This window comes from Dyella terrae (genome assembly GCF_004322705.1).
Classification (GTDB): domain Bacteria; phylum Pseudomonadota; class Gammaproteobacteria; order Xanthomonadales; family Rhodanobacteraceae; genus Dyella_D; species Dyella_D terrae.
The window spans coordinates 1,124,125-1,144,508 of the sequence record NZ_SIZZ01000001.1; the positions used below are offsets into that span (position 1 = coordinate 1,124,125).

A 20,384-nucleotide genomic window follows, 5' to 3' on the forward strand; every position below is an offset into this window, starting at 1 on the left:
CGCATCCGATCAGCCATGCAGATCGAGCTACTGAAGAACATCATCGAGGCAGCCCTGCTTGCCGCCAGCCAGCCCATGACGGTGCAGCAGCTGGGCGATCTTTTCGTCGAAGAAGACGAAGTCGACCGCGAGCAGATCGCCAAGGCGCTCGAAGCGCTGGCCGCGGATTGCACCGGTCGCGGCGTCGAGCTGCGGGAGGTCGCCTCGGGTTTCCGCTACCAGGTGCGCTTCGACGTCCATCCGTGGATTTCGCGCATGTGGACGGAAAAGCCCAGCCGCTACTCGCGCGCTCTGCTGGAAACCCTGTCGCTGATCGCTTACCGCCAACCGATCACCCGACCTGAAATCGAACAGATTCGTGGCGTGGTGGTGTCGTCCAACATCATCAAGACCCTGGAAGAGCGCGAGTGGATCCGCGTGGTGGGCTACCGCGACGTGCCGGGCAAGCCCGCCCTTTTTGGCACCACGCGCGCCTTCCTCGACTACTTCAACCTGAAGTCGCTGGACGAGCTGCCGCCGCTGGCCGAAATCCGCGACATGGAAGATCCGCAGATGCGCTTTGCGGATGAAAGCGTCCCGCCCAAGGCGAAGGATCTTCCGATCGATCCGGATGGCGATGCCGAAGCAGAAGCCGAAGCGCTGGCCCGTGCGGCAGCCGAGGCGGAAGCCGGGGAAACATCGGAAGCCGGCGAAGCCAGCATCACGCACACCGAATCCGGCGAAGACGCAGCCATGACGCCCGATGACGAATCATCGGACAACACCACGGAAGAAGAAGACTCCGAATTCCACGTTGGCGGCATCGCCGTCGCCGACGCCGAGGTCGACGAAGCCCCCCATTCCGTCGAACCCATCGAAGAACCCGAGCTGGCCAGTGATGCCAGCGAATCGACCGAACCCGGCGACGCACTCGCCGAGAATCAAACCATCACTGCCGCCGAGGCAGAGACCGCCGCGGACGCCGACGAAGGCGACGCGACAGAAGACACTGAGGAGTACCGCGCATGAATGCGCCACAGAAATCCGTTTTGACCCTTAAGCGCGAAGCGCGCACCGAAACCGCCGCCCCCGCCCTGGAAGAGCGCCTGCACAAGGTGCTTGCCAATGCCGGCCTCGGCTCGCGTCGCATGCTCGAACAGCGCATCCAGAATGGCGAAGTCGAAGTCAACGGCACGCCCGCCACCATCGGCGCCAGCGTCCATGCCGGCGACCGCGTGGTCATCGACAGCAAGCAGTTCGTCGTCGCCACCGATAACCGCGACGAAACCGAAGTGCTGGTCTACCACAAGCCCGAAGGCGTGGTGACCACCCGCGAAGATCCCGAAGGCCGTCCCACGGTGTTTGAACAGCTACCGCGACTGAAGGGCGCGCGCTGGGTCGCCGTCGGTCGCCTGGACATCAACACCACCGGCCTGCTCCTGCTCACCACCGATGGCGAACTCGCCAACGCGCTGATGCATCCGAAGAGCGGCCTCGAACGTGAATACCTTTGCCGCGTCCACGGTGAAGTGCCCGACGAGATGATCGAAAAGCTCAAGGCGGGCGTGGAGCTGGAAGACGGCCCCGCCCGCTTCGACGAAATCGGCATCATCAGCCGCGGCGGCAGCCACAGCTGGTTCCGCGTCGTCATCCGCGAAGGTCGCAACCGCGAAGTCCGTCGTTTGTGGGACTCGCAGGGTTTCCTGGTCAGCCGCCTCAAGCGCATCCGCTACGGCAGCGTGGAACTCCCGCGCATGCTCCGTCGCGGCGACTGCGAAGCGCTGGGCGAAGAAGCCGTCAAGCAGTTGCGCCAGACCAGCGGCCTGGGCGCACCCCAGCCGGTGCTGACGCTGAGCCCGGTGCTGCATCAGCGCCGCGCCAACCGCAACGTCACCGAGTACCGCCCCGAGCGCGGCGCCGGTGCCAACTGGAGCGGTTCGTACCACGACGAAGCCCGCGAAATTCGCGCCTTCGATCGTATTCGCGAAGAACCCGCGCGCGGCAAGCAGCAGCGCCGCAAGCCGGGCAAGGAAGTGAACGGTAACGTCGCACGCCCCGAGCGCGCGGGCGGAGCAGGCGGCCCCGGTCGTGGTCGCAAGGGTGGTGGCAAGCGCGGCGTGGCGCCGGGTCAGGAGCTGCCGTCGGTGCGCACCTGGTTCGCGGGTGAGACGCGCGAAGGCGGTGCCGGCGGCGGTGGTCGCGGCGGCTTTGGCGGTGGTCAGCGTGATGGCGGTCGTGGTGGTTTCGGCGGCGGCCAGCGTGAAGGCGGTCGTGGCGGCTTCGGCGGCGGCCAGCGCGAAGGTAATCGCGGCGGCTTCGGTGGCGGTCAGCGCGAAGGCGGCCGTGGTGGTTTCGGCGGCGGTCAGCAGCGCGATGGCAACCGCGGCGGCTTCGGCGGCGGTCAGGCCCGCGATGGCAATCGTGCCGGTGGTCGTGGCGGCAAGCCGCAGGGCCAGGGCGGCGGTAGCCCCTACGGCGGCTTCGGCGGCGGCGAAGGCAATCGTTCGCGTGGCGGCGGTGCCGGCGGCGGCAATCGCAGCGCCGGTGGCCAGGGTGGTCGTCCGCAGCAGCGCGGCGGCAATCGTCCCCAGGGTCACGGCGGCGGTCGCCCCCATGGCGGCGGCGGTGGCGGTCGCGGTGGACGCAGCGGCGGCGGCAATCGTGGCGGCAACTTTTAAGTTGCCCCAGCGATGAACCACGTTCGGATCTACCACAACGCCCGTTGTTCCAAATCGCGTGCCACGCTGGCGTTGCTGGAAGAACGCGGCTGCGTGTGCGACGTCGTCAATTATCTCGAAACGCCTCCGAGCATTGAGGAACTCACCCAGCTGCTGACGCAGCTGGGCATGACGCCGCGCGAACTGATCCGCAAAGGTGAGGCCGAGTACGCTGAGCTGGGTCTCGATGATCCGACGCTCAGCGACACCCTGCTGATCACCGCGATGGCCGAGCACCCGCACCTGATCGAGCGACCCATTGTGGTGTCGAACGGCAAGGCGGCCATCGGTCGTCCGCCGGAAGCGGTGCTGTCGATTCTTTGATGACGCGCGGGTCGCTGCACGAAAAAGGCCGGGCAAATGCCCGGCCTTTTCTTTTCCAGCTTCGATAACGCGTCAGTCGAGCGACAGCGAAAACTCGTCCGCATCCATCCACGCCGGGAAGCGCTCGCGATGTGCCAACAGCGGTGCCGGATCCAGCGTCACCGTGGTGACCTGCTCCTGCGAACCCAGTTCGACCAGCGCTTCACCCACTGGGTCGATCACTGCGCTGTCGCCCGCATACGGCAAATCATTGCCATCCACGCCGACGCGGTTGACGCCCACGACGTAACTGAGGTTTTCGATCGCGCGTGCCCGCAACAATGTGCGCCACGGCTGGCGACGCGGCGCCGGCCAGTTGGCGACGAAAATCGCCAGGTCGTAATCCATGCCACCGGCTGCACTCTCAAGCCGACGATTGCGCAGCCACACGGGGAAGCGCAGGTCATAGCAAACCTGCGGAAGAATGCGCCACCCCTTCAGCTCCACGACCAGGCGCTCGTTGCCACCGCCGTAACGCGTGTGCTCGCCGGCCATGCGAAACAGATGTCGCTTGTCGTACTGCGCGAACGTGCCGTCGGGACGCGCCCAGATCAGACGGTTGTAAACCGTGCCGCCTTCGCGAATGGCCAGGCTGCCGCAGATCACGGCATCCACTTCCTGGGCCAGCGCGCGAATCCACGCCACGCCTTCGCCATCCATCGTGTCCGCACTTGCACGCGTGTCGTTGCTGAAGCCTGACAACAGTGTTTCCGGCAGCACGATCAGATCGCTCTGCCCTGCCACGCTGCGCGCCAGCTTGCCGTAGTAATCGCGGTTCGCCGGCGCGTCATGCCAACGCGTGGCGCCCTGAATCAGCGAGACTCTCAGAGCTTGCATAGGCGCTCCGCAGCGGCTTCCATCGTGGCATCGCTCTTGGCGAAGCACAGGCGCACCAGGCGCGTGTTCGGCGCCTTGTCGTAGAACGGTGTCAGCGGAATCGCCGCTACGCCGCCTTCCTTCACCAGCCACTCGCAGAAGGCCACGTCGGACTCGTCGCGAATGGCCGAGTAATCGACCAGCTGGAAGTAGCCGCCGGGCACGTCCAGCAGCTTCAGACGCGAGGGCTTGATCAGATCACGAAAACGATCGCGCTTGGCCTGGTAGAACGCCGGCAGTTCGAGGTAATGCTCCGGCGTGCTCGCCATGAATTCGGCAAAGGCGACCTGCGCGGGATGGAAGGTGCAGAACGTGAGGTACTGGTGCACCTTGCGGAACTCCGCCGACAAGGCCTTTGGCGCCACCGCATAGCCGACCTTCCAACCGGTGCAGTGATAGGTCTTGCCAAACGAAGACACCACGATGCTGCGCTCGGCCAGCTCCGCGTGGCGCAGCACGCTCTGATGCAGCGCGCCGTCAAACACGATGTGTTCGTACACTTCGTCCGACAGCACGATGATGTTCGTATCGCGCACAATGGCGGCCAGTTCATCCAGGTCGCCGGAAGACAGCACCGCGCCAGACGGATTGTGCGGGCTGTTCACCAGGATCATGCGCGTGCGCGGCGTAATCGCGTCGCGTACCTGCTGCCAATCGATGCCGAAGCTCGGCACCGTCAGCGGGATGTGCACCGCTTTCGCGCCCTGCAGATCAATCGCCGGCTCGTAGCTGTCATACGCCGGATCGAACACGATCACTTCGTCGCCCGCGCTCACGACGGCTGCGATGGCGGCGAACAGGGCCTCGGTCGCGCCCGAGGTCACCGTCACGTCCGTATCGGCGTTGATGCGGCGACCGTACATGCGCTCGGTCTTCAGCGCGATCTGCTCGCGCAGCGATTGCAGGCCGATACCCGGCGCGTATTGATTCTTGCCCTCGCCCATCGCGCGGGCCACCGCATCGCGCAGCGCCTGCGGCGGCTCGAAATCCGGAAAGCCCTGGCCGAGATTGACGGCCTTGTGCTCGACCGCGAGCTGGCTCATGACGCTGAAGATGGTGGTTCCCACCTTCGGGAGCTTGGTATCGATATGCATGGGATTTGGGGGTATGGAAGGCTAAACCAAGGATGCTAGCACGCCGCGCCGCTCAGGCTGCCGGCTCGGGCCGCTTGCTGCATTGCTCGTGTTTTTCACGTGTCGCTTCAGGCAACCGCTCGGCCAGGAAGTCCACGAAGGCGCGCACGCCCGGCAGCAGGCCGCGACGGCTGGGGTAGACAAAATGCATGGTGCCCTGGGGCACGCTCCAGTCCGGAAGCACCACCTCAAGCTGACCGGCCTTGATCGCGGGCGCGCAGACAAATTCCGGCAGCAGCGTCACACCGATGCCATAGATGGCCGCCTGCAGCAGAGCCGCAAATTCACCGCAGATGAGCCGGGGCTGGATATCCACCACCACGCGCTGGCCTTGCGCATCGATCAGTTCCCAGTTGTGGGCGCCTTCGTGCTCGTTCATGGTCAGGGCGGGCATCGTGGCCAGCTCGTCGGGCGACTTGGGGTGCCCCAGGCGCTTGAGCAGCTCGGGGCTTGCCACCGGCAGTACGCGCGACTGGCCAAAAGTGCGCACGACCAGCATGGCGTCGGTGTCGAGCTTGTTGCGCACGCGAATGGAGACGTCGAAGCCTTCGCCGATCACGTCGACACGACGATTGGTGGCCTGCAGGCGCACCTGGACCTTGGGGTACTTAGCCAGGAACTCTGGCAGCACGTGCCCCACGACGGTCTGGGCGAGTGAATTGGGGCAACTGACGCGGACCACGCCACGCGGCTCGGCGCGCAGCTCATCGACGGCATCCTGGGCAGCCCGGGCCTCTTCGAGCACCGCCCGGCAGTGCGTATAAAAGCGTTCGCCGACCTCGGTGACCACGAAACGGCGCGTGGTGCGCTGGAGCAGTCGGACGCCCAGGCGATCTTCCAACTGCGCGATACGCTTGCTCAGGCGCGACTTGGGGATGCCAAGGGCGCGCCCGGCAGCCGAGAAACCACCGTATTCCACCACGGAGGCGAAGAAATACAGGTCATTGAGGTCCTGCAGGGCGCCGTCCAATACCGTCATTAGTGTTCTCTTGTGCGAACAATACGTTCAAGAATACCCGACTTATCGCCTGATTGTTCAAGGAGCATCCTTATTCACGTCGCCGGCCCCGCCGGCTCGTCATCGAGGAATAGCCATGAACGTCCTGCACATCGACTCCAGCGCCCTGGGTGCCCACTCTGTGTCGCGCGGCCTGACCGCAGCCATCGTAACTGAGCTGAAGCATGAACAGCCGGGCCTGAACGTGACCTACCGCGACGTGGCCGCCAATCCCCTGCCGCACTGGGCCCCCGTAGCCGACGCCGCCGACCCGGCCGCCACCATGGGCGCCGACGTGATGGACGAATTCCTGGCCGCCGACGTCGTCGTCATCGGCGCCCCGATGTACAACTTCGGTATCCCCAGCGCGCTGAAGGCGTGGATCGATCGCATCGCCGTCGCCGGCAAGACCTTCCGCTACACCGCCGAAGGCCCGGAAGGCCTGGCCAAGGGCAAGCGCGTGATCGTGGCTTCCAGCCGCGGTGGCTTCTATAGCGCCGGTGCCGCTGCCGCCATGGATTTCCAGGAAAGCTACCTGCGCGCCGTGTTGGGCTTTATCGGCATCACCGACGTTGAATTCGTCCGCGCCGAAGGCGTGAACGTCAGCGCCGATCACAAGAACGAAGCGTTGCAGTCGGCGCAAGCCGCCATCGGTGGCGTGATTCGCAAGGCCGCGTAAGACGGTTGGCCGGACGATGACGGACTCCCCCTGCTTGCAGGGGGAGCTTTCTGTTGTTGGCCTGCGTGGACCGACTCTTCAGCTCGGCATGACCTGACAGCACGGGCCTGACATGGCCGACGACTTTGCCGTCAGCCGTGTCGGTGTTGTCGCTTACTTGCTCGTGCTTGCCTGACCGGCCTTGTAAACGACCTGACCGTCGACCCAGGTACTGAGCGGCTTCAGCTCGGCAATCTGGCGCGGCTCGATGGTCAGCGGATCGGCATTGAGCATCACGAAGTCAGCGCGCATGCCGGCCTTCAGCATGCCTACTTCGTTCTCCATGAAGGCCGCATAGGCGGCCGTGCGCGTGAAGCCGGCGATGGCCTGAATGCGGCTGACGCGCTGGTCCGGATACCAACCACCCGGCGGATGACCTGCCAGATCCTGACGCGTCACTGCGGCATACAAGCCAAGCATCGGGTTGGCGCTTTCCACCGGGAAGTCCGAACCAAAGGCGAGCGGCACTTTTTCATGCAGGAAGCGCTGCCAGGCGTATGCGCCCTTGAGGCGATCCTTGCCCAGGCGCTGTTCGGCCCACGGCATGTCCGAGGTGGCATGCGTCGGCTGCATCGAAGCGATCAGACCCAACTGAGCGAAGCGCGGAATATCGTCCAGCGCCACGATCTGCGCGTGCTCAACACGCCAGCGATGGTCGGTCGCCGAATCCTTGCCCAGCACGGCCTGGTAGGTATCCAGCACCATGCGATTCCCGCGGTCGCCGATCGCATGCGTCGCTACCTGGACATGGCAACCGTGCGCCTTTTCGACGGCGACGCGATAGTCCTCCGGCGAAGTCACGAAGATGCCTTTGTTGCCGTGATCGTCGCTGTAGTCCGTGAGCAGTGCGGCGCCACGGCTGCCGAGCGCGCCGTCCATATAGAGCTTGACCGTCTGCATGCGCAGTCGTGCCGTAGGATCGGCCCAGTGACCGCCCTGTGAGCAAAGCCACGCGAGTGCCTCGTGGTTGCCGTCAGCCATTTCGTACAGGCGCAGCGGGATTTCGCCATCCTTCGCCATGGCCTGCAGGACCTTGAAGTCCTTCAGGCTGACGCCCGCGTCGTGCACGCCCGTCAGACCGTAGGAGATAGCCTCCTTGAAGGCGAGCTGGTATGCCTCGCGCGTCTGCGCCGGGGTCATCGGCGGAATGGCGTCGGAGACCAGTAACACGGCTCCGTCGACCAGGATGCCATTCGCGCGCTTGCCGACACGCAGGATACGACCGCCGTCCGGCTGCCAGTCGCCATCCAGCGGCTTGACGGCCTTCTTCATGGCGGCGGTGTTCACCCATGCGGCGTGTCCGTCGATGCGCTCCAGGTAGACCGGGCGATCCGGGAAGGCGGCGTCGAGATCGGCGGCCGTCGGGAAGTGCTTTTCCGGCCAGCGGTTCTGATCCCAGCCGCGACCGATCAGCCACGCGTCCTTGGGCAACTTGGCCGCCCAATCCTTCAAACGCTGCAGCACTTCGGCCCGCGAATTGGCGCCCACCAGATCCACCTGGCTACGTGCCATGCCCAGACCCAACAAGTGGCCGTGGGCGTCAATCAGCCCTGGAATGATGGTGGCGCCCTGAGCATCGATCTTGGTGGCGTCGGCAAATTTCGCCGTCAGGTCCTTGGCGTCGCCCAGGGCCTCCAGGCGGCCGTCGTTACCCCACACCATGGCCGAGACCTGCGGTTTGTCGGGATCCATCGTGTGGATGCGTGCGTTGTACAGCAAGGTGGTGGCGTGCAACGGCAGCACGGCAAAGGCAAGAGCGGACAGGACAGCACGACGAAGCGACACATTCATGGGCGGATTCCGACAAAGGACCGTCGCACTTTGCCGACTTCATATCGGTGAAACAAGATTCGGAGGGTGTCGTGGAAGCCGATGTGCCGTCTGCGGCCCATGGTGCTGTGCAACACGGTCATGCACGGCGCCGGATCATCGGGTGGCCTACCCGCAAGGGAAGGCTCTGCAGTCAGCTGACTCGAACTGAGGGCGAATGAAGGATCGAAAACCCGAATGCGCCGTTTCGATAACAGGTGCGTCGCGAAGCCTGGAAAGTGAGGATGCTCGGGAGCTGACCGGATGGTCGGCAGCTTCGCGCTGGCAGCGCGGCGCTGCGTGGCGGAAAAAGCTCAGCACTTCGGGAGAACGGAAAATGCAGCGATGACGGAGCGACCGGCATCGGGCCGCTGACGTCACGTGCAAGCTCTCAGGCCGCCGCCGCCTGCAGCATCATCTCCGGCCGTGCGTACTGCGCAAGACGAATGCTCGATTCCAGGCCAGGCATCTCCACGCACACGGCGCGACCCGAGCGGGCGTGTTCATCACGCGCGACTTCGCGGGCGAGGTTGATCGCCGCACCAAGGCGAAGATTGCTGAAAAGGGAAAAGCCGGAACGACAAACGCTCCAATGACCTTCAGGGGACTGCTTGAGCGAGTACACGATCATCAGTGGGTCCTTTGTAGGGAAGGAGCCAATTGCTCGGACATGACCCTTTGCTCGAATGCAGCTGTGTCCTTACAACTGAGCAAGTAAATACTGACGTGTATTGCCATATCCGCCTATCGGACACAGACACTTACGCATGTAGGCGAACGACTACTTCAACGCGCGCATGTATCGGAAGTGCAACACCGCAGAAAGCCAGGGGCCCAGAATGAAAAAAGCGCCTCGGGGGGCGAGGCGCCAAAGCAGAGGCTCAGGGGCATGAGCCATGCATGAAGAACGCCCCGGTCATCGGCTGACGTGAATCGTGGGATACACCGCCTGACTCACGGGGCATGATCAGAATGCTCTCAACGAATATTCCGACCAAGCAGGCATCCCCGTCAGGTCATGTAGGGGAATTCTGATCTGTGTGGAGACTTTGTGAGGAAAACCCAGTGAAACTGTGTTTCTCCCGGCACAAATTCTTTCGACATGGACGACTTACAAAACGAGCTCGAAATCCATCAACTGAAGGCGCGACGATCAGCGCGGGCCGACAGACGCAGCTCCACGGATGTCAGTCATCCGTGGAGTTGCCCTGCCTCATGGCTTGGCCGTTGATCCAGCCGCTGCCGGTGCGGCCGCGGGAGCGGGCTTGCGCACGGACTTGATGTATTCGACGACGTCTTCCTTGGACACCTTGCCAGCGTGGTTCTTGTCGATCTTGTCGAAGTGCGCGCCGATAAAGGGCGTCGAACCGGAGTTCGCTTCTTCCTTGGTCAGGAAGCCGTCGTGATCCTTGTCGGCGACGTCGAAATTCTTCGCCGCGTTGGCCATCTTGTTCGCAATGGCACCATAGCCGCTCTGCGCCATGACCGGCATCGCCGCACCCAGGGCCAGGGCCAGCACCCAGTAACGCATCGTCTGCATGTGTCGTCTCCGGAGGAAAATGCCTTATCAGTATGGCACCGCCGTCAGTCGGCAAAATGCGAAGGTCGAGGGCTGATTCAGCCAACCTGCAGGAGGGTGCGCGCCGACCAGCGTGTAAGAGAACCACGCGCCTGACCCAGCTCAAGCAACGTTCGTCCGGTCCGCTATGCTTTTGGGATGCGGACACGACTGACGGCCAGGAGCCCCCATGCACCTTGATGTCGCCTACAGCCTGGAGTGGAAGGACTACATCACGGCCGAAGAGGCCTACGAGCTCTTCTGGTCAGCCCACATCAAGGACAAACGCGCCTTTCAGTGCCCTGAAGACGTGTGCGACGGCCAGGTGACCTGCGCCAACATGGACAAACCCGAGCAGAGCCTTAAGGTGCAGCCATACTTCAAGGCTTACTCGCACTCACCTGCCTGCCCGATCCTCTTGGCCGAGCAGTCCCGCGACCAGGCAGCAGAAGGCGGCGACCCAACGGCAGAGGGCCTGGGCGAAGACGTCTTCCAGCTTTCCCGCCCCGCGAGCCACGACGCCCGAGACAAGGGTGAGCCTGCTGGCAGCGGCTTCCGCATCGGCCAGGGCACTTCGCCTGCACGCAATCGCACTCGCGGCCCGGTTCGACGCCAACTGTTTACCGTGCGCAGTCTGGTCACCCGATGGGTCAAGCACCGGCAGTCCGATACCGACACCCGGGCGACGGTGAGCGTCGGTGAAGCGGAAGGCGTTCCCTACAACACGCTCTTCGAATCCATCTACCCAAACCGGAAAGCGCCCATCCTGGTGCGTCCTCGCGTTTATTGGGGCAAAGCGTGGGTCACCGCCATGAACAACGGCGACTATCGCATCGCCTTCCATTCCGGCATCGAGCTGCAAGACGATGCAGGTGCCCCACTCGCCCACGAAAAGCCCGCCATCTTCGTCGACAAATCAAGCCTCGAAAGCTACCGGACCCAACGCCTGCTCGAACCCCAGCTGCGTGAAGCCGCAGAAGGCAAGAAGCCCGTGCTTGCTTTCGTTTATGCGACTCCCAAGGTGCGAACGACGCAGCATCCAACCAAGGGTGACCGCATCTTCATCAACTTCGACGCCAGCAACCTGGACATGCTTTGCCTGCATCCGATGGCGTTCTTCGAAGAACTCAAGCGCGACAGCTGAGGAGGCGCAGTTAGCAGATAACAGTGAACAGTGAACAGTGAACAGTCAACGGTTAGCGGTTGGCGGTTAGCGGTTAGCGGTTAGCGGTTAGCGGTTGGCTGTTGGCTGTTGGCGGTTGGCTGTTGGCGGTTGGCTGTTGGCGGTTGGCTGTTGGCTGTTGGCTGTTGGCTGTTGGCTGTTGGCTGTTGGCTGTTGGCTGTTGGCTGTTGGCTGTTGGCTGTTGGCTGTTGGCTGTTGGCTGTTGGCTGTTGGCTGTTGGCTGTTGGCTGTTGGCTGTTGGCTGTTGGCTGTTCACTATTCACTATTCACTATTCACTGTTCGCTGTTCGCTGTTCGCTGTTCGCTGTTCGCTGTTCGCTGTTCGCTGTTCGCCGTTCACCGTTCACCGTTCACCGTTCACCGTTCACCGTTCACCGTTCACCGTTCACAGTTCACCGTTCACTACTCTCCCCGCATTCACGGCCCTTACTCAGTCCTTCCCCCACCCTGACGTTAAAGCTTTCCCCGCAACTGCCGTCAATCAAGCAGAGACCACCACTTGATCAGCAGACATGCGCAATCTCGCCATTGCCCTTGGATTGTCGTTGTGTGCGCTGCCCTGGACCGCGCACGGGAAAGAATCTGCCGCCGTGCCGGTTAGCCTGACCATTCGCGAGAGTTGCCTGATTGAGCGGCCAGCGCCCGCTGTCAGCCCGAAAGAACGTCCCGATGTTTCATGCCTGCACCACGCGGCCGCGCAGATCCGCTTTGTGTCACGCGGACTACCCGTCGATGAACCTTCAGCACCCGACGAGCCGAGCGTCGACTATTGGCTCGTCGAGTTCTGATGCCGCCACGTGCTGAAGTTCGTCAAGGCATCTGACGCAAAGACAACGCGCAACGACTGACTCACGCTGTGCGCCGCAATCGGCCCCATGCCAACGCCCAAGACCGCACGCACCGAGCCAGAGCCTCCGGGGTACCGAGGATTAAAGCGACTCGCTCAGAACTCAATGGTGGCAATGATGGTGTCACTGTAACTTCCCGGCGCAGGAGCGGTTTGCGCCGGCACCCTTCCGTACACGCTGAGACTTTGCGCCAGACCGGTCCCCGTGCCCGTAGCGCGACTCGTACCGGATGTTCCATCGCCCCATGGCGTCGTCAGGGCGCTGTCGAGATATAGCTGGTAACTCACCGCACTACCGCCCGTCTTCCTCATGGTCCTTGCGGCGACATTGCCACTGCTTCCGCCATTGAGCGATATGCGGTATGCACCTCCGTTGGTACAGCGCGCGGATACGGTACCCTTGGCGCTCAGGTTGCTGCGTAGCGATGCCGCCGTGCCGAAGCTGACGTTCGTCGCGGAGATCAGACAGTTGCTGACCACCGTTGCACTGGCCGTGAATGGAAACGTACCGTTCGATATGGTCAGCGTCCCGCACGTAGGGGCGATAAGCGCGTAGAAGGCGACATTGAGCGATGTCTGGTTGCCCTGAAAACCCTGGCTATAGACCGTATTGGCGCTCGCCTCGATGGGAATCGTTGGCTGATTTGCCGCTATGCGTCCGTAATAAGGGACCGTCACGCTCGCCGTGGTGCCCGTGGCGGGCTTGGTGAGAATGACCGGCATCGGATTACTTGCGTTGTAGACCGATCCCCAGATCAGGCTGCGCGCGGCGTCCTGGTAAAGATCGTAAGTCATGCCCCGACTGGCGTGCGTCAGCGAGCGCGGGCTCGTACCGCCACCCAGGTTGAGGCAGACGAGCGCGGAAGGTGTCAGCGTGATCGCCGACCACGTGCACTGAACGGTGACGGTTCCTGCCGCATCGACCGAAGCCCCTGAGACAGGACTGACATTGCCAAAGTCGATCGATGTCGCGGTGGCCGAGCAGGTTTCTGCGCGGACACTCTCACCGAACAACAACCAGGCCAGCGCAACGGAAAGGCACACCAACCACTTGGCGGCACAGCGACTCATGGCGAATGACACGTGAGGTGCTCCGCTGATTGCGTGCCCGGCCCATTCAGCGGGGACGCATCGAACCGAACGATGCAGTGGCGCCCCGGCCCTTCGACAATCAGCCGATTCGAAGCATGCACGTCTTCCACGTAGGTCGCTCCGTCGTATCCGGTCACCGTCTCCGCGCCACTCTCCGCGTGTCTTACGCGAAGACCCGGCGGCAGCGGCTTGCCATCCACGTCCCGCAGCAGGAGATATGCTCCGGGGCGATGCGTAATGCCAAAGCGAGCAAGCACGCCCGACTGCGCCTGCGGCACCACCGCCATGCGCGTCTGTTCGATCTGCGCCCCAAGGGGAATGTTCATCGCATCGATGGAGACACGGTTGATCTGGTACGCATTCAAATCGGGAACAAGGAAATGCCCTCCCCCATCCGTCGTACCGATGACCCGATTGTCATGCAGCACCGGAACGCCGGCCTGGCCACTGGTCGAGACCAGCGCAAATGCGTCCTGCACGGTGCGCGCGGGCTTCATGCGGCCATCCATGAAAACCACGGCACCAAGCCATTCCATCGACGCCGTGCGCCGCCCTGCCATGGCATCCACCGTGGTGTTCCATTGCCCAACGCTGCCAAGGCGCTGCAGCTGCGCCTGTCGATACGTCGACCCACTGCTGCCACCGGACTGCAACGACCAACCCCACCCACCGTCATAGTCCGGCGAGCGCAAGGCACTTGCATGGGTATAGGGACGCCCGTCCTGGCGCCCCGCCGCCAGGTTCACGGAGATGCGATCGTCCAGCGCGATGTTGAAGCCTGCGAAGAAGCCCTGATCCCGCGAACGCGCGAAGTCCCGGTAGCCACTGACAAACATCGACATGCGCCGAGACAGGGTCACGTTGTACGACATGGAACCCACGCGCGACTTCGCCCGGCCCGGCAACTTGTAACCGATATAGCTCACCGCCCAGGTCTGCTGGCCGCCAAATGGCAAGGCGAAACTCACTTGCTCGGTGGAGGCCAGCACAGGCGCACCTTCACGAACGGCCAGATCGCCATAACGTCCGAAGCTGCGCGTCGCTTCGACGCTGATCGAAAGCCTTGGCGAAATCCACTGGTAGCCCAGGTTGAGCTGGCTGCCCCGCCAGCGACCGCGACTGACAGCCAGCGCGCCATTGACCACGCCAACCGACCCCAGGCCAAGCAGTGCGCCTGCGCCGCCGTTGAACAGGCCAGACGCTCCTTCCGCGTGGCCTTCGAGCGTCAGGCGATTACTCACGCCGTAACGCACGGAACCGCTACCCGACGGACTCGACGCGTAGTCGTTGGAAACCCAGCCATAACGCCGACGCACCAAACCCACCTCCATCGAATGGCTGGACAGTCCCTTGGTCAGCAAACGCGAATCCACATACAGCGGCAATACCGTGGTCGACAATCGACCCAGCGCATCGCGAGTGACCAGCGTCGCCTGCCCCGCGCCCGTGATACCGGGCACCTGGATGACATCGAACGGGCCCGAGGGCACTTCGGTCTGCATCTGGCGCACGTTGTTGATATAGACATCCACCGATGACGGCACCGCCGCCGAACCTGACAACGTCGGCAGGGGAAAGGTGACCAGATCCGGCCGCAACGCGAAATTGCTGCGCCACTGCCAGCCCGCCATGCGAACCGATCGCGACCATGTCAGCGACGTCGAAATGAAATCGCCTAGCTGGATGGTCGTTAGCGACGCGGGATCGGAGTGACTCCACGACGTGTCGAAGCGGATATATCGGCGACGCGTCGTGTTGACATACGCCACGCCAATGTTGCTGAACACGCCACGCTGATCAAAGTAGCGTTGTTCGGACCACAAGGCTGCGCGCGAATGGGCATCCGATTGGACAAGCGCGTCGTAGTTCACGAGAAATCCGCGACCCGATGTTGCCGACGGCGCCTCCTGAACCTGTCTCGCGTTGACCGTATGCGTGCCACGCAGGCGCCAATCTGCATCGATATCCACGCGCTGGCTGGCGGCGTCGTAGCGATACGTCAGACCCTGCAGCGCATCGAGGGCCACTTCATCCATGCGGCCCGTATCCACCTTGCTCATGTCCAGTCCCATGGCGTCGAGCGTCGACCGGTCGACAAACAGCCGGCCGCCAAGATCGGAGAACCGGAGCAACGAAGGTAGCGGCTCGCCGTTGAGCATCACCTCGAGATAGACCGACTGCGAATGCACGCTCGCCTGCTCAAATGCCATGGCGTCCACGGCATCGATCGGCTGACTGGGCGTCTCTGCATCCGCAGTGGGTATCGCCAGCATGGCCAGGACCATGCAGCGGATGGCGGCGGGGGTTTCCTGCACTTCGCGATCCATGCTCCAAACGGGCGGCGTGTCGCGCGACCGCCGGAGGCGACCTCACCACGCAACACGCACCCTTCATTCCGACGGCAACACCTGAACCGTTGCCTCTTCCGACTGGCCGTTGATCTTCGCGCGAAGGCGCAATGGCCCCCGGATCGATGCATCCGCCAGCGGTACCTTCCAGTGCCGTTCGTGACCGGGCAGCACGTAACCAAGCAGCCCCTGGTTCAATGCCTGTTCGCCGCGGTCTGTCACCACCGTCACCTCGCCCACCTGGCCGTGGCGCTCGCCCGAGTTCGTCGCGCAGAGCAGCCAGCCTTCGCCAGCACGCTTCAGTTGCCACGACAGCACCGGCGCACCTGCCAATGCCGGCGGTTGGACGAAAACAGGCACGGAGTAGCGCAAACGAATCGTGATGCTGTCGCTGGCGACCGTACCGGGCTGCGGGATCTCATCGATCAAGACGCGAAAGCTGCGCTCGACCGACACCGGCTCCCGCACCGGGCGAATCAACCTGATCAGCTGTTCCCCGTGCGGTGGCACCTTGACCAGCGGCGGGCTGGCGACGATTTCCTGCGTCGGTTCCAATGTGTCGTCCAGGACACTCTGGTCCCAGCGGTACACCCGCACCTGCCCGTAAACCGGCTCATCGCCCGGATTGGTCAAGGTCATGCCCACCGCATTGGCGTGGGCCGGCATCTCGATCAGGACCGGCGATATCTGCAAGGACGTCGCCAGCGCATCGGTAGCCAACACCCCGACGCCCAGGGCGACGATCCCTGCCGCCTTTCGCGCGAATCGCATCGGCTTAGAAATTCACCGTCGCAGTGATACTGGTCAGGTAGTTATCCGGTCGCGGCGTAAACGCCTGCACCGGCACCTGACCGTAGACGGTGAGTGTCTGCGTGACGCCCGTACCCGTACCGGTCACCGTGTCCGTGCCTGGCGTATTGCCCCAGATCGTCGTACGCGCCACATCCGTAAACAACTGGAACTGCACCGTGGAGCCCGTGTTGCCCGCCGCCGTACCTGCCATGAGTCGATTCGCAATCGTCGACGTCGGCACCGAACCCGCATCAAGGCCGACGTTATAGGGCGTTGTATTCGTACAGGTGATCGACAGCGTCGTCTGCTGATTGATTGCCGTGCCCAGTACACCGGCCGAACCGAAATTCAGGGGATTGGCCGCGATCGTGCAGCCGGCCGTCAGGGTGAGAGTGACATTGAAGTTGGCGGTGGCCGTGGCGTTGACACGCATCTCCGCATGGGCCGCAGGTAACGCCAACATGATCAGTGCGACGAGGGATGACGAGGCAAGTTGAAAGCACTTCAAAGCAATTCTCCGGAACGCAGAAGGAGCCGGCACGCCGTTGGATACTTGCTTGATGCGATCATCGTGATCGCTGTAACCATCCATGGAGTGCATGCCGACCAGGACTCAAATGAAACAATGTCTGGTGGTGAAACCGGGGCGACGTTCATCAAACGAACACGCCACGAACAACACCAACACAGCTTGAACGCATTCCCGTCAGGATGGGATCGGACGAGCACCCTGCGGCGTTAGCGATGCTTCACAAAGGGCATCGGAAGAATCCTGCCCGGCTAGCCGGTCGGCGAACGATCGTCACGGATTTTGCGACGCTTCCTAGTGGATCGCCTCAGGCGACAGGGCAGCAACATCAAGCGTCAAGCTCCGAATCACCGAAGACAGAGCTCGCTTCACGCATCGCGGATACCAAAAATTCAGCGCTTTTCAGCGTCGCGCGTGCGACTTCAGAACAACCCCACGACGGTCATGCACCATCCATACGCATTAGAGATGGAGGGCGCAGCGCGACTATTCAGATGCTCAGAGCACGCGATTCACGAAACGCTCAACCCTTACAGACATCGACGAATCGTTTTTGGTAGGGTCGCACCACTGCTTGCTCGTCATTGCAACGGCCACGCAAGCAGTCATCGCCGAAGCGAAGAAGCGCGGGCCAAGGGTGCAGCAACACCACAAGGCCCGCTGACCATCACCAACTGAGAGTAAGTTGAAATGGCTATGACGGATTGTACGTCATCCCCTCCCCGTCGCATCCCCTGCGACAAACCACTCGGAAGTCCCCGGGCCGTCTGCGATACATCCAGGCACGGTTGACGAATAGAGCGCAGCCTTTCGGGCGCTTCCGAAGCGTGTGTCTGGACCACATGCTGGCGTACTAGGAGCGCCAGCGCCCCGTGCTGCCCAACGTTCAAGACCAAACCACCCGGCGCTCGGACACGAGCAGGCCGACGAGACTTCATTGCTCACGCGATGCGTAGTCGCTTCACTCGTGGCACGTCCGTGGACGTACGGCGTGCCACACCTCATCCAACAACAAGGAGCACTTCATGACGGACTCATGCGAACACTGGGCCATCGGCGACGGCAGCCATGTCATCAACAAGGAAGCCACCATCGAAACGCTACTCAATGATTCGATTGAGTGGCTGATGCATGCGTGGATCATCGCGGAAGACGCCCAGCACAACGCCTCGGACAACAGCCTGGAAGAAGCCGCCATGCTGCGGTGTCGGCTGAGCAACTTGTTTATCTTTGTGCGGATGACATTGCAGTGCGTGCGGGAGGCGCGGGGGAAGATGGATGATGAGGAGCTGCAACGGAGGATTTGCTGCCCCTGCGAGGGTTAGGCCACTTCGCCCGAATGGACGAATTACCTGACACCCGAGGCACAGCTGCGCTCGGAACACCCTGGGCTCCACGAAAAAGCCAAAGTGTTCCGAGCCCCCACTGCCAGATGACCGACCTCAATCCGTCCCGCAACCGCACGCAGCGCCACGCTGGCACCCGCACTGACAACCCTGCGGCGGCGCCACCTCAACCCGCTGACATCCGCAGGTGCAATCCGCCCCGCTGCAAGCCACGCAGCCGCAGTTTGTTTCATTCGCTTCGTTCATGGTTTCGCTCCAGTCTGTGGTGAGTAACGGAGCGCATTCTGCTCAGGGCCCTGGGGAAAGGCTTGAACGTAAGGGCTGACTTCGCCCGGGATCGCCCTATTCGGATTTGCCGAGCATGGTCGGGGCGAAACCGAACATCCGGCGGAACGTGCGGCTCAAGTGCGCCGCATCGGCAAACCCGACCTCTTGTGCTGCGTTGGTCCAGGAGGTGCCGGAAAGGCCCAGGACGACAGCTTGATTTACGCGTGCCCAAAGAACGTAGGCGCGGAATGAAATGCCGGTTTGGGCGACGAAGAGGTGGCGGAAGCGGCCTGGGGAGAGGTGGGTCGTTGCGGCGACGTCTGAAAGCGACAGCTCGTCACCAAGGTGGTCTTGAATCCACTCGAGGGCGCGGGTGATGCGTGGATCGACGATGGCCACGTGTTCTGGTTGGCCGGCAAAGAGCTGTGCCAGGGCTTGCGCTTGCGTCACAAGCACGTCGTCTGCCGCGTCGGCTTCGAATTGATCGAGAAGCTCGCGCGCCCCTTCTTGAATGGCGGGCGCCGCCGTAACGGTAATGTCCCGCTCCCCACACCTTCCTGCGATGGCGCGCCCTACCCTTGTTTCGGGCTCAATAAAGATGATCAAAGCATCGTGCCCACCACCATCGATCTGATGCGTTCGATCGTGGCGAATTATGGCGGCGCGCGTCTCAAGCCACTCGCCTGAGTTACCAGAGCGAATCCGGATGGGATGCCCAGGTGCCAAAGTCAGCTGGATCGCGTGATGCGCGTGTGGGGCGACCTGCCCGGTACCGCGGCTGATCCAGACGCTGCCGCCACGCCACATGAGGACGCGGCCCGTGCTGGCGGCAGCATGGGGTGCAGGCGTGTGATTGAGGCTCCCCAGCACTTGGGTCATGCGCCAGCGCTCCAAGCACCAATAGTGATGCGTTGGCACTATCTCAGATATGGACGATGGATGCTGAGTCGGCCGCAGAGGCTGGGTGACAAGAGTAATCACCGCGAGTACTGCGAGACTCCGCGCTGGGCGCCCCCGCCGAAGAAAGCTCTACCTGCTCACCCCAAGCGTTCTAAGAATCGAAATTTCGGAATCAAGCCAGGCCTCATGCTCTTTAAGCACGCGAGCAAAATTTGAATCCGAGTAGTACTCGTTCACGCTTAGCCCCGAACCTTCGAAGCTCATGCAATCTGGCGAGTCATATGGCCACCCCCAATTGCTCCAGAAGCCTGACAATTCACTTAGCCCATAGATCGGATCGCTTTCAAGGGTTGAAATAACCGCCTCCAACGATCCCGCGCGCCAGACACGCATTGAATGAATCAAATCAGTGGAAAGCGACTGACAAATCTTCCACAAGATTGGCTCAATCTCTCGCGTATCCATGTTCGCCCCAGTCGCAATCTCGACAATGGGAACCAACAACGGATCGTCAATATCGAGGTCCGTCAATGTTTCCGAGGCAAAGCGGTTCAGCGCTTGGTCGCTGAGGCGACAGGAAAAACCAGGTACGCCGGCTACTCCATGGTAGGCGACGCCCCAGTCAGCCAGACCATGACCGACTATTATTTTGAAGACTTCGTCACGCATAACTGACCAAGATTCCTCTTCAGCGGCTCCATTAGGCAAAGACAATTCTTGGATTGCAATGGGTTCGCGACACTCTCGCAGCAAACTTTTGGGCCAATCTTTTGGGGTCAGAACACTCTTCTGCCGCTAATTGTAGGCCAAGCAATCAGAGCCGCCCCAGGTCTACTCACTACCGAGTTAGGGGTCTTTTGAGGTCAGAACACTTTTCTAGTTCCCACGCCACTAAGTGACGGAGAAGGCTCGCAGCTCCAGAATTAGTCC

At 62.4% G+C, this 20,384-nt stretch carries 19 protein-coding genes; 7 read left to right on the forward strand and 12 right to left on the reverse strand.

Annotation, left to right across the window (positions count from 1 at the left end; all coding sequences use genetic code 11):
- The first annotated feature begins 15 nt into the window (after positions 1-15).
- From scpB to arsC, 3 genes are read left to right on the forward strand one after another with little or no spacing between them, the layout of a single operon-like run.
- Positions 16-1,008, forward strand: a complete 993-nt coding sequence (gene scpB / locus EYV96_RS05080) for an SMC-Scp complex subunit ScpB (protein ID WP_131150384.1) — start codon at positions 16-18, stop codon at positions 1,006-1,008.
- Positions 1,005-2,657 carry a pseudouridine synthase gene (locus EYV96_RS05085; RefSeq protein ID WP_131150385.1) on the forward strand — a complete coding sequence of 551 codons (1,653 nt, stop codon included), beginning with the start codon at positions 1,005-1,007 and terminating at the stop codon, positions 2,655-2,657. The genes scpB and EYV96_RS05085 overlap by 4 nt, the downstream gene beginning before the upstream one ends.
- Before the next feature lie 12 nt (positions 2,658-2,669).
- Positions 2,670-3,020 carry an arsenate reductase (glutaredoxin) gene (arsC, locus tag EYV96_RS05090; protein WP_131150386.1) on the forward strand — a complete coding sequence of 117 codons (351 nt, stop codon included), beginning with the start codon at positions 2,670-2,672 and terminating at the stop codon, positions 3,018-3,020.
- 72 nt (positions 3,021-3,092) lie between these two features.
- On the opposite strand, the gene EYV96_RS05095 is transcribed toward arsC, so the two are convergent.
- The 3 genes from EYV96_RS05095 to EYV96_RS05105 are packed head-to-tail and all read right to left on the reverse strand — an operon-like array spanning position 3,093 to position 6,047.
- Positions 3,093-3,896 (reverse strand): amidohydrolase, encoded by an 804-nt coding sequence (locus EYV96_RS05095; protein ID WP_131150387.1) that lies wholly within the window; start codon positions 3,894-3,896, stop codon positions 3,093-3,095.
- Positions 3,884-5,029, reverse strand: a complete 1,146-nt coding sequence (locus EYV96_RS05100; protein ID WP_131150388.1) for a pyridoxal phosphate-dependent aminotransferase — start codon at positions 5,027-5,029, stop codon at positions 3,884-3,886. Before EYV96_RS05100 ends, EYV96_RS05095 begins: the two co-directional genes overlap by 13 nt.
- 52 nt (positions 5,030-5,081) lie before the next feature.
- Positions 5,082-6,047 (reverse strand): LysR substrate-binding domain-containing protein, encoded by a 966-nt coding sequence (locus EYV96_RS05105; RefSeq protein ID WP_131150389.1) that lies wholly within the window; start codon positions 6,045-6,047, stop codon positions 5,082-5,084.
- A 115-nt stretch (positions 6,048-6,162) separates the two neighbouring features.
- Here EYV96_RS05105 and EYV96_RS05110 point away from each other — a divergent pair, with 115 nt between their 5' ends.
- Positions 6,163-6,744, forward strand: coding sequence for an FMN-dependent NADH-azoreductase (locus EYV96_RS05110; protein WP_131150390.1), 582 nt, complete (start codon positions 6,163-6,165; stop codon positions 6,742-6,744).
- 153 nt (positions 6,745-6,897) lie between these two features.
- Here the strand turns inward: EYV96_RS05110 and EYV96_RS05115 are convergent, their stop codons facing one another.
- The 3 genes from EYV96_RS05115 to EYV96_RS05125 form a co-directional block, all read right to left on the reverse strand.
- A complete protein-coding gene (locus EYV96_RS05115; protein WP_131150391.1) occupies positions 6,898-8,574 on the reverse strand; it encodes an amidohydrolase in 1,677 nt (558 codons plus the stop codon).
- 409 nt (positions 8,575-8,983) lie between these two features.
- Positions 8,984-9,223 (reverse strand): hypothetical protein, encoded by a 240-nt coding sequence (locus EYV96_RS05120; protein WP_205746092.1) that lies wholly within the window; start codon positions 9,221-9,223, stop codon positions 8,984-8,986.
- A gap of 582 nt (positions 9,224-9,805) precedes the next feature.
- A complete protein-coding gene (locus EYV96_RS05125; protein WP_240732344.1) occupies positions 9,806-10,132 on the reverse strand; it encodes an EF-hand domain-containing protein in 327 nt (108 codons plus the stop codon).
- Between the two features lie 208 nt (positions 10,133-10,340).
- Here EYV96_RS05125 and EYV96_RS05130 point away from each other — a divergent pair, with 208 nt between their 5' ends.
- Both EYV96_RS05130 and EYV96_RS05140 read left to right on the forward strand, forming a co-directional pair.
- Positions 10,341-11,294 (forward strand): hypothetical protein, encoded by a 954-nt coding sequence (locus tag EYV96_RS05130; protein WP_131150392.1) that lies wholly within the window; start codon positions 10,341-10,343, stop codon positions 11,292-11,294.
- A 551-nt stretch (positions 11,295-11,845) separates the two neighbouring features.
- Positions 11,846-12,121, forward strand: a complete 276-nt coding sequence (locus EYV96_RS05140; RefSeq protein ID WP_131150393.1) for a hypothetical protein — start codon at positions 11,846-11,848, stop codon at positions 12,119-12,121.
- Positions 12,122-12,276: 155 nt separating this feature from the next.
- On the opposite strand, the gene EYV96_RS05145 is transcribed toward EYV96_RS05140, so the two are convergent.
- The 4 genes from EYV96_RS05145 to EYV96_RS05160 all read right to left on the reverse strand — a co-directional run bounded on the left by EYV96_RS05145 (position 12,277) and on the right by EYV96_RS05160 (position 17,004).
- A complete protein-coding gene (locus EYV96_RS05145) occupies positions 12,277-13,251 on the reverse strand; it encodes a Csu type fimbrial protein (protein ID WP_131150394.1) in 975 nt (324 codons plus the stop codon).
- Positions 13,248-15,599, reverse strand: coding sequence for a fimbria/pilus outer membrane usher protein (locus EYV96_RS05150; RefSeq protein WP_131150395.1), 2,352 nt, complete (start codon positions 15,597-15,599; stop codon positions 13,248-13,250). Before EYV96_RS05150 ends, EYV96_RS05145 begins: the two co-directional genes overlap by 4 nt.
- Before the next feature lie 63 nt (positions 15,600-15,662).
- Positions 15,663-16,391, reverse strand: coding sequence for a fimbrial biogenesis chaperone (locus tag EYV96_RS05155; protein ID WP_131150396.1), 729 nt, complete (start codon positions 16,389-16,391; stop codon positions 15,663-15,665).
- Positions 16,392-16,395: 4 nt separating this feature from the next.
- The gene (locus tag EYV96_RS05160) at positions 16,396-17,004 is read right to left on the reverse strand and encodes a Csu type fimbrial protein (RefSeq protein ID WP_205746093.1); all 609 of its coding nucleotides are present in this window, start codon (positions 17,002-17,004) and stop codon (positions 16,396-16,398) included.
- Positions 17,005-17,966: 962 nt separating this feature from the next.
- Here EYV96_RS05160 and EYV96_RS05165 point away from each other — a divergent pair.
- Positions 17,967-18,266 carry a hypothetical protein gene (locus EYV96_RS05165; protein ID WP_131150397.1) on the forward strand — a complete coding sequence of 100 codons (300 nt, stop codon included), beginning with the start codon at positions 17,967-17,969 and terminating at the stop codon, positions 18,264-18,266.
- A 363-nt stretch (positions 18,267-18,629) separates the two neighbouring features.
- Here EYV96_RS05165 and EYV96_RS05170 read toward each other — a convergent pair whose 3' ends face one another.
- Together EYV96_RS05170 and EYV96_RS05175 are read right to left on the reverse strand one after the other, a co-directional pair.
- Entirely contained in the window at positions 18,630-19,433 is an 804-nt protein-coding gene (locus tag EYV96_RS05170) for a helix-turn-helix domain-containing protein (protein WP_131150398.1), read from the reverse strand.
- A 150-nt stretch (positions 19,434-19,583) separates the two neighbouring features.
- On the reverse strand, positions 19,584-20,123 hold the full coding sequence (locus EYV96_RS05175) for a DUF2247 family protein (RefSeq protein ID WP_131150399.1): 540 nt from the start codon (positions 20,121-20,123) through the stop codon (positions 19,584-19,586).
- Positions 20,124-20,384 lie beyond the last annotated feature (261 nt).

Coding starts and splice junctions, on each gene's coding strand:
- scpB (WP_131150384.1), top strand. CDS start 16: ATGCAGATCGAGCTACTGAAGAACATCATCGAGGCAGCCCTGCTTGCC.
- EYV96_RS05085 (WP_131150385.1), top strand. CDS start 1,005: ATGAATGCGCCACAGAAATCCGTTTTGACCCTTAAGCGCGAAGCGCGC.
- arsC (WP_131150386.1), top strand. CDS start 2,670: ATGAACCACGTTCGGATCTACCACAACGCCCGTTGTTCCAAATCGCGT.
- EYV96_RS05095 (WP_131150387.1), bottom strand. CDS start 3,896: ATGCAAGCTCTGAGAGTCTCGCTGATTCAGGGCGCCACGCGTTGGCAT.
- EYV96_RS05100 (WP_131150388.1), bottom strand. CDS start 5,029: ATGCATATCGATACCAAGCTCCCGAAGGTGGGAACCACCATCTTCAGC.
- EYV96_RS05105 (WP_131150389.1), bottom strand. CDS start 6,047: ATGACGGTATTGGACGGCGCCCTGCAGGACCTCAATGACCTGTATTTC.
- EYV96_RS05110 (WP_131150390.1), top strand. CDS start 6,163: ATGAACGTCCTGCACATCGACTCCAGCGCCCTGGGTGCCCACTCTGTG.
- EYV96_RS05115 (WP_131150391.1), bottom strand. CDS start 8,574: ATGAATGTGTCGCTTCGTCGTGCTGTCCTGTCCGCTCTTGCCTTTGCC.
- EYV96_RS05120 (WP_205746092.1), bottom strand. CDS start 9,223: ATGATCGTGTACTCGCTCAAGCAGTCCCCTGAAGGTCATTGGAGCGTT.
- EYV96_RS05125 (WP_240732344.1), bottom strand. CDS start 10,132: ATGCAGACGATGCGTTACTGGGTGCTGGCCCTGGCCCTGGGTGCGGCG.
- EYV96_RS05130 (WP_131150392.1), top strand. CDS start 10,341: ATGCACCTTGATGTCGCCTACAGCCTGGAGTGGAAGGACTACATCACG.
- EYV96_RS05140 (WP_131150393.1), top strand. CDS start 11,846: ATGCGCAATCTCGCCATTGCCCTTGGATTGTCGTTGTGTGCGCTGCCC.
- EYV96_RS05145 (WP_131150394.1), bottom strand. CDS start 13,251: ATGAGTCGCTGTGCCGCCAAGTGGTTGGTGTGCCTTTCCGTTGCGCTG.
- EYV96_RS05150 (WP_131150395.1), bottom strand. CDS start 15,599: ATGGATCGCGAAGTGCAGGAAACCCCCGCCGCCATCCGCTGCATGGTC.
- EYV96_RS05155 (WP_131150396.1), bottom strand. CDS start 16,391: ATGCGATTCGCGCGAAAGGCGGCAGGGATCGTCGCCCTGGGCGTCGGG.
- EYV96_RS05160 (WP_205746093.1), bottom strand. CDS start 17,004: ATGGATGGTTACAGCGATCACGATGATCGCATCAAGCAAGTATCCAAC.
- EYV96_RS05165 (WP_131150397.1), top strand. CDS start 17,967: ATGACGGACTCATGCGAACACTGGGCCATCGGCGACGGCAGCCATGTC.
- EYV96_RS05170 (WP_131150398.1), bottom strand. CDS start 19,433: ATGACCCAAGTGCTGGGGAGCCTCAATCACACGCCTGCACCCCATGCT.
- EYV96_RS05175 (WP_131150399.1), bottom strand. CDS start 20,123: ATGCGTGACGAAGTCTTCAAAATAATAGTCGGTCATGGTCTGGCTGAC.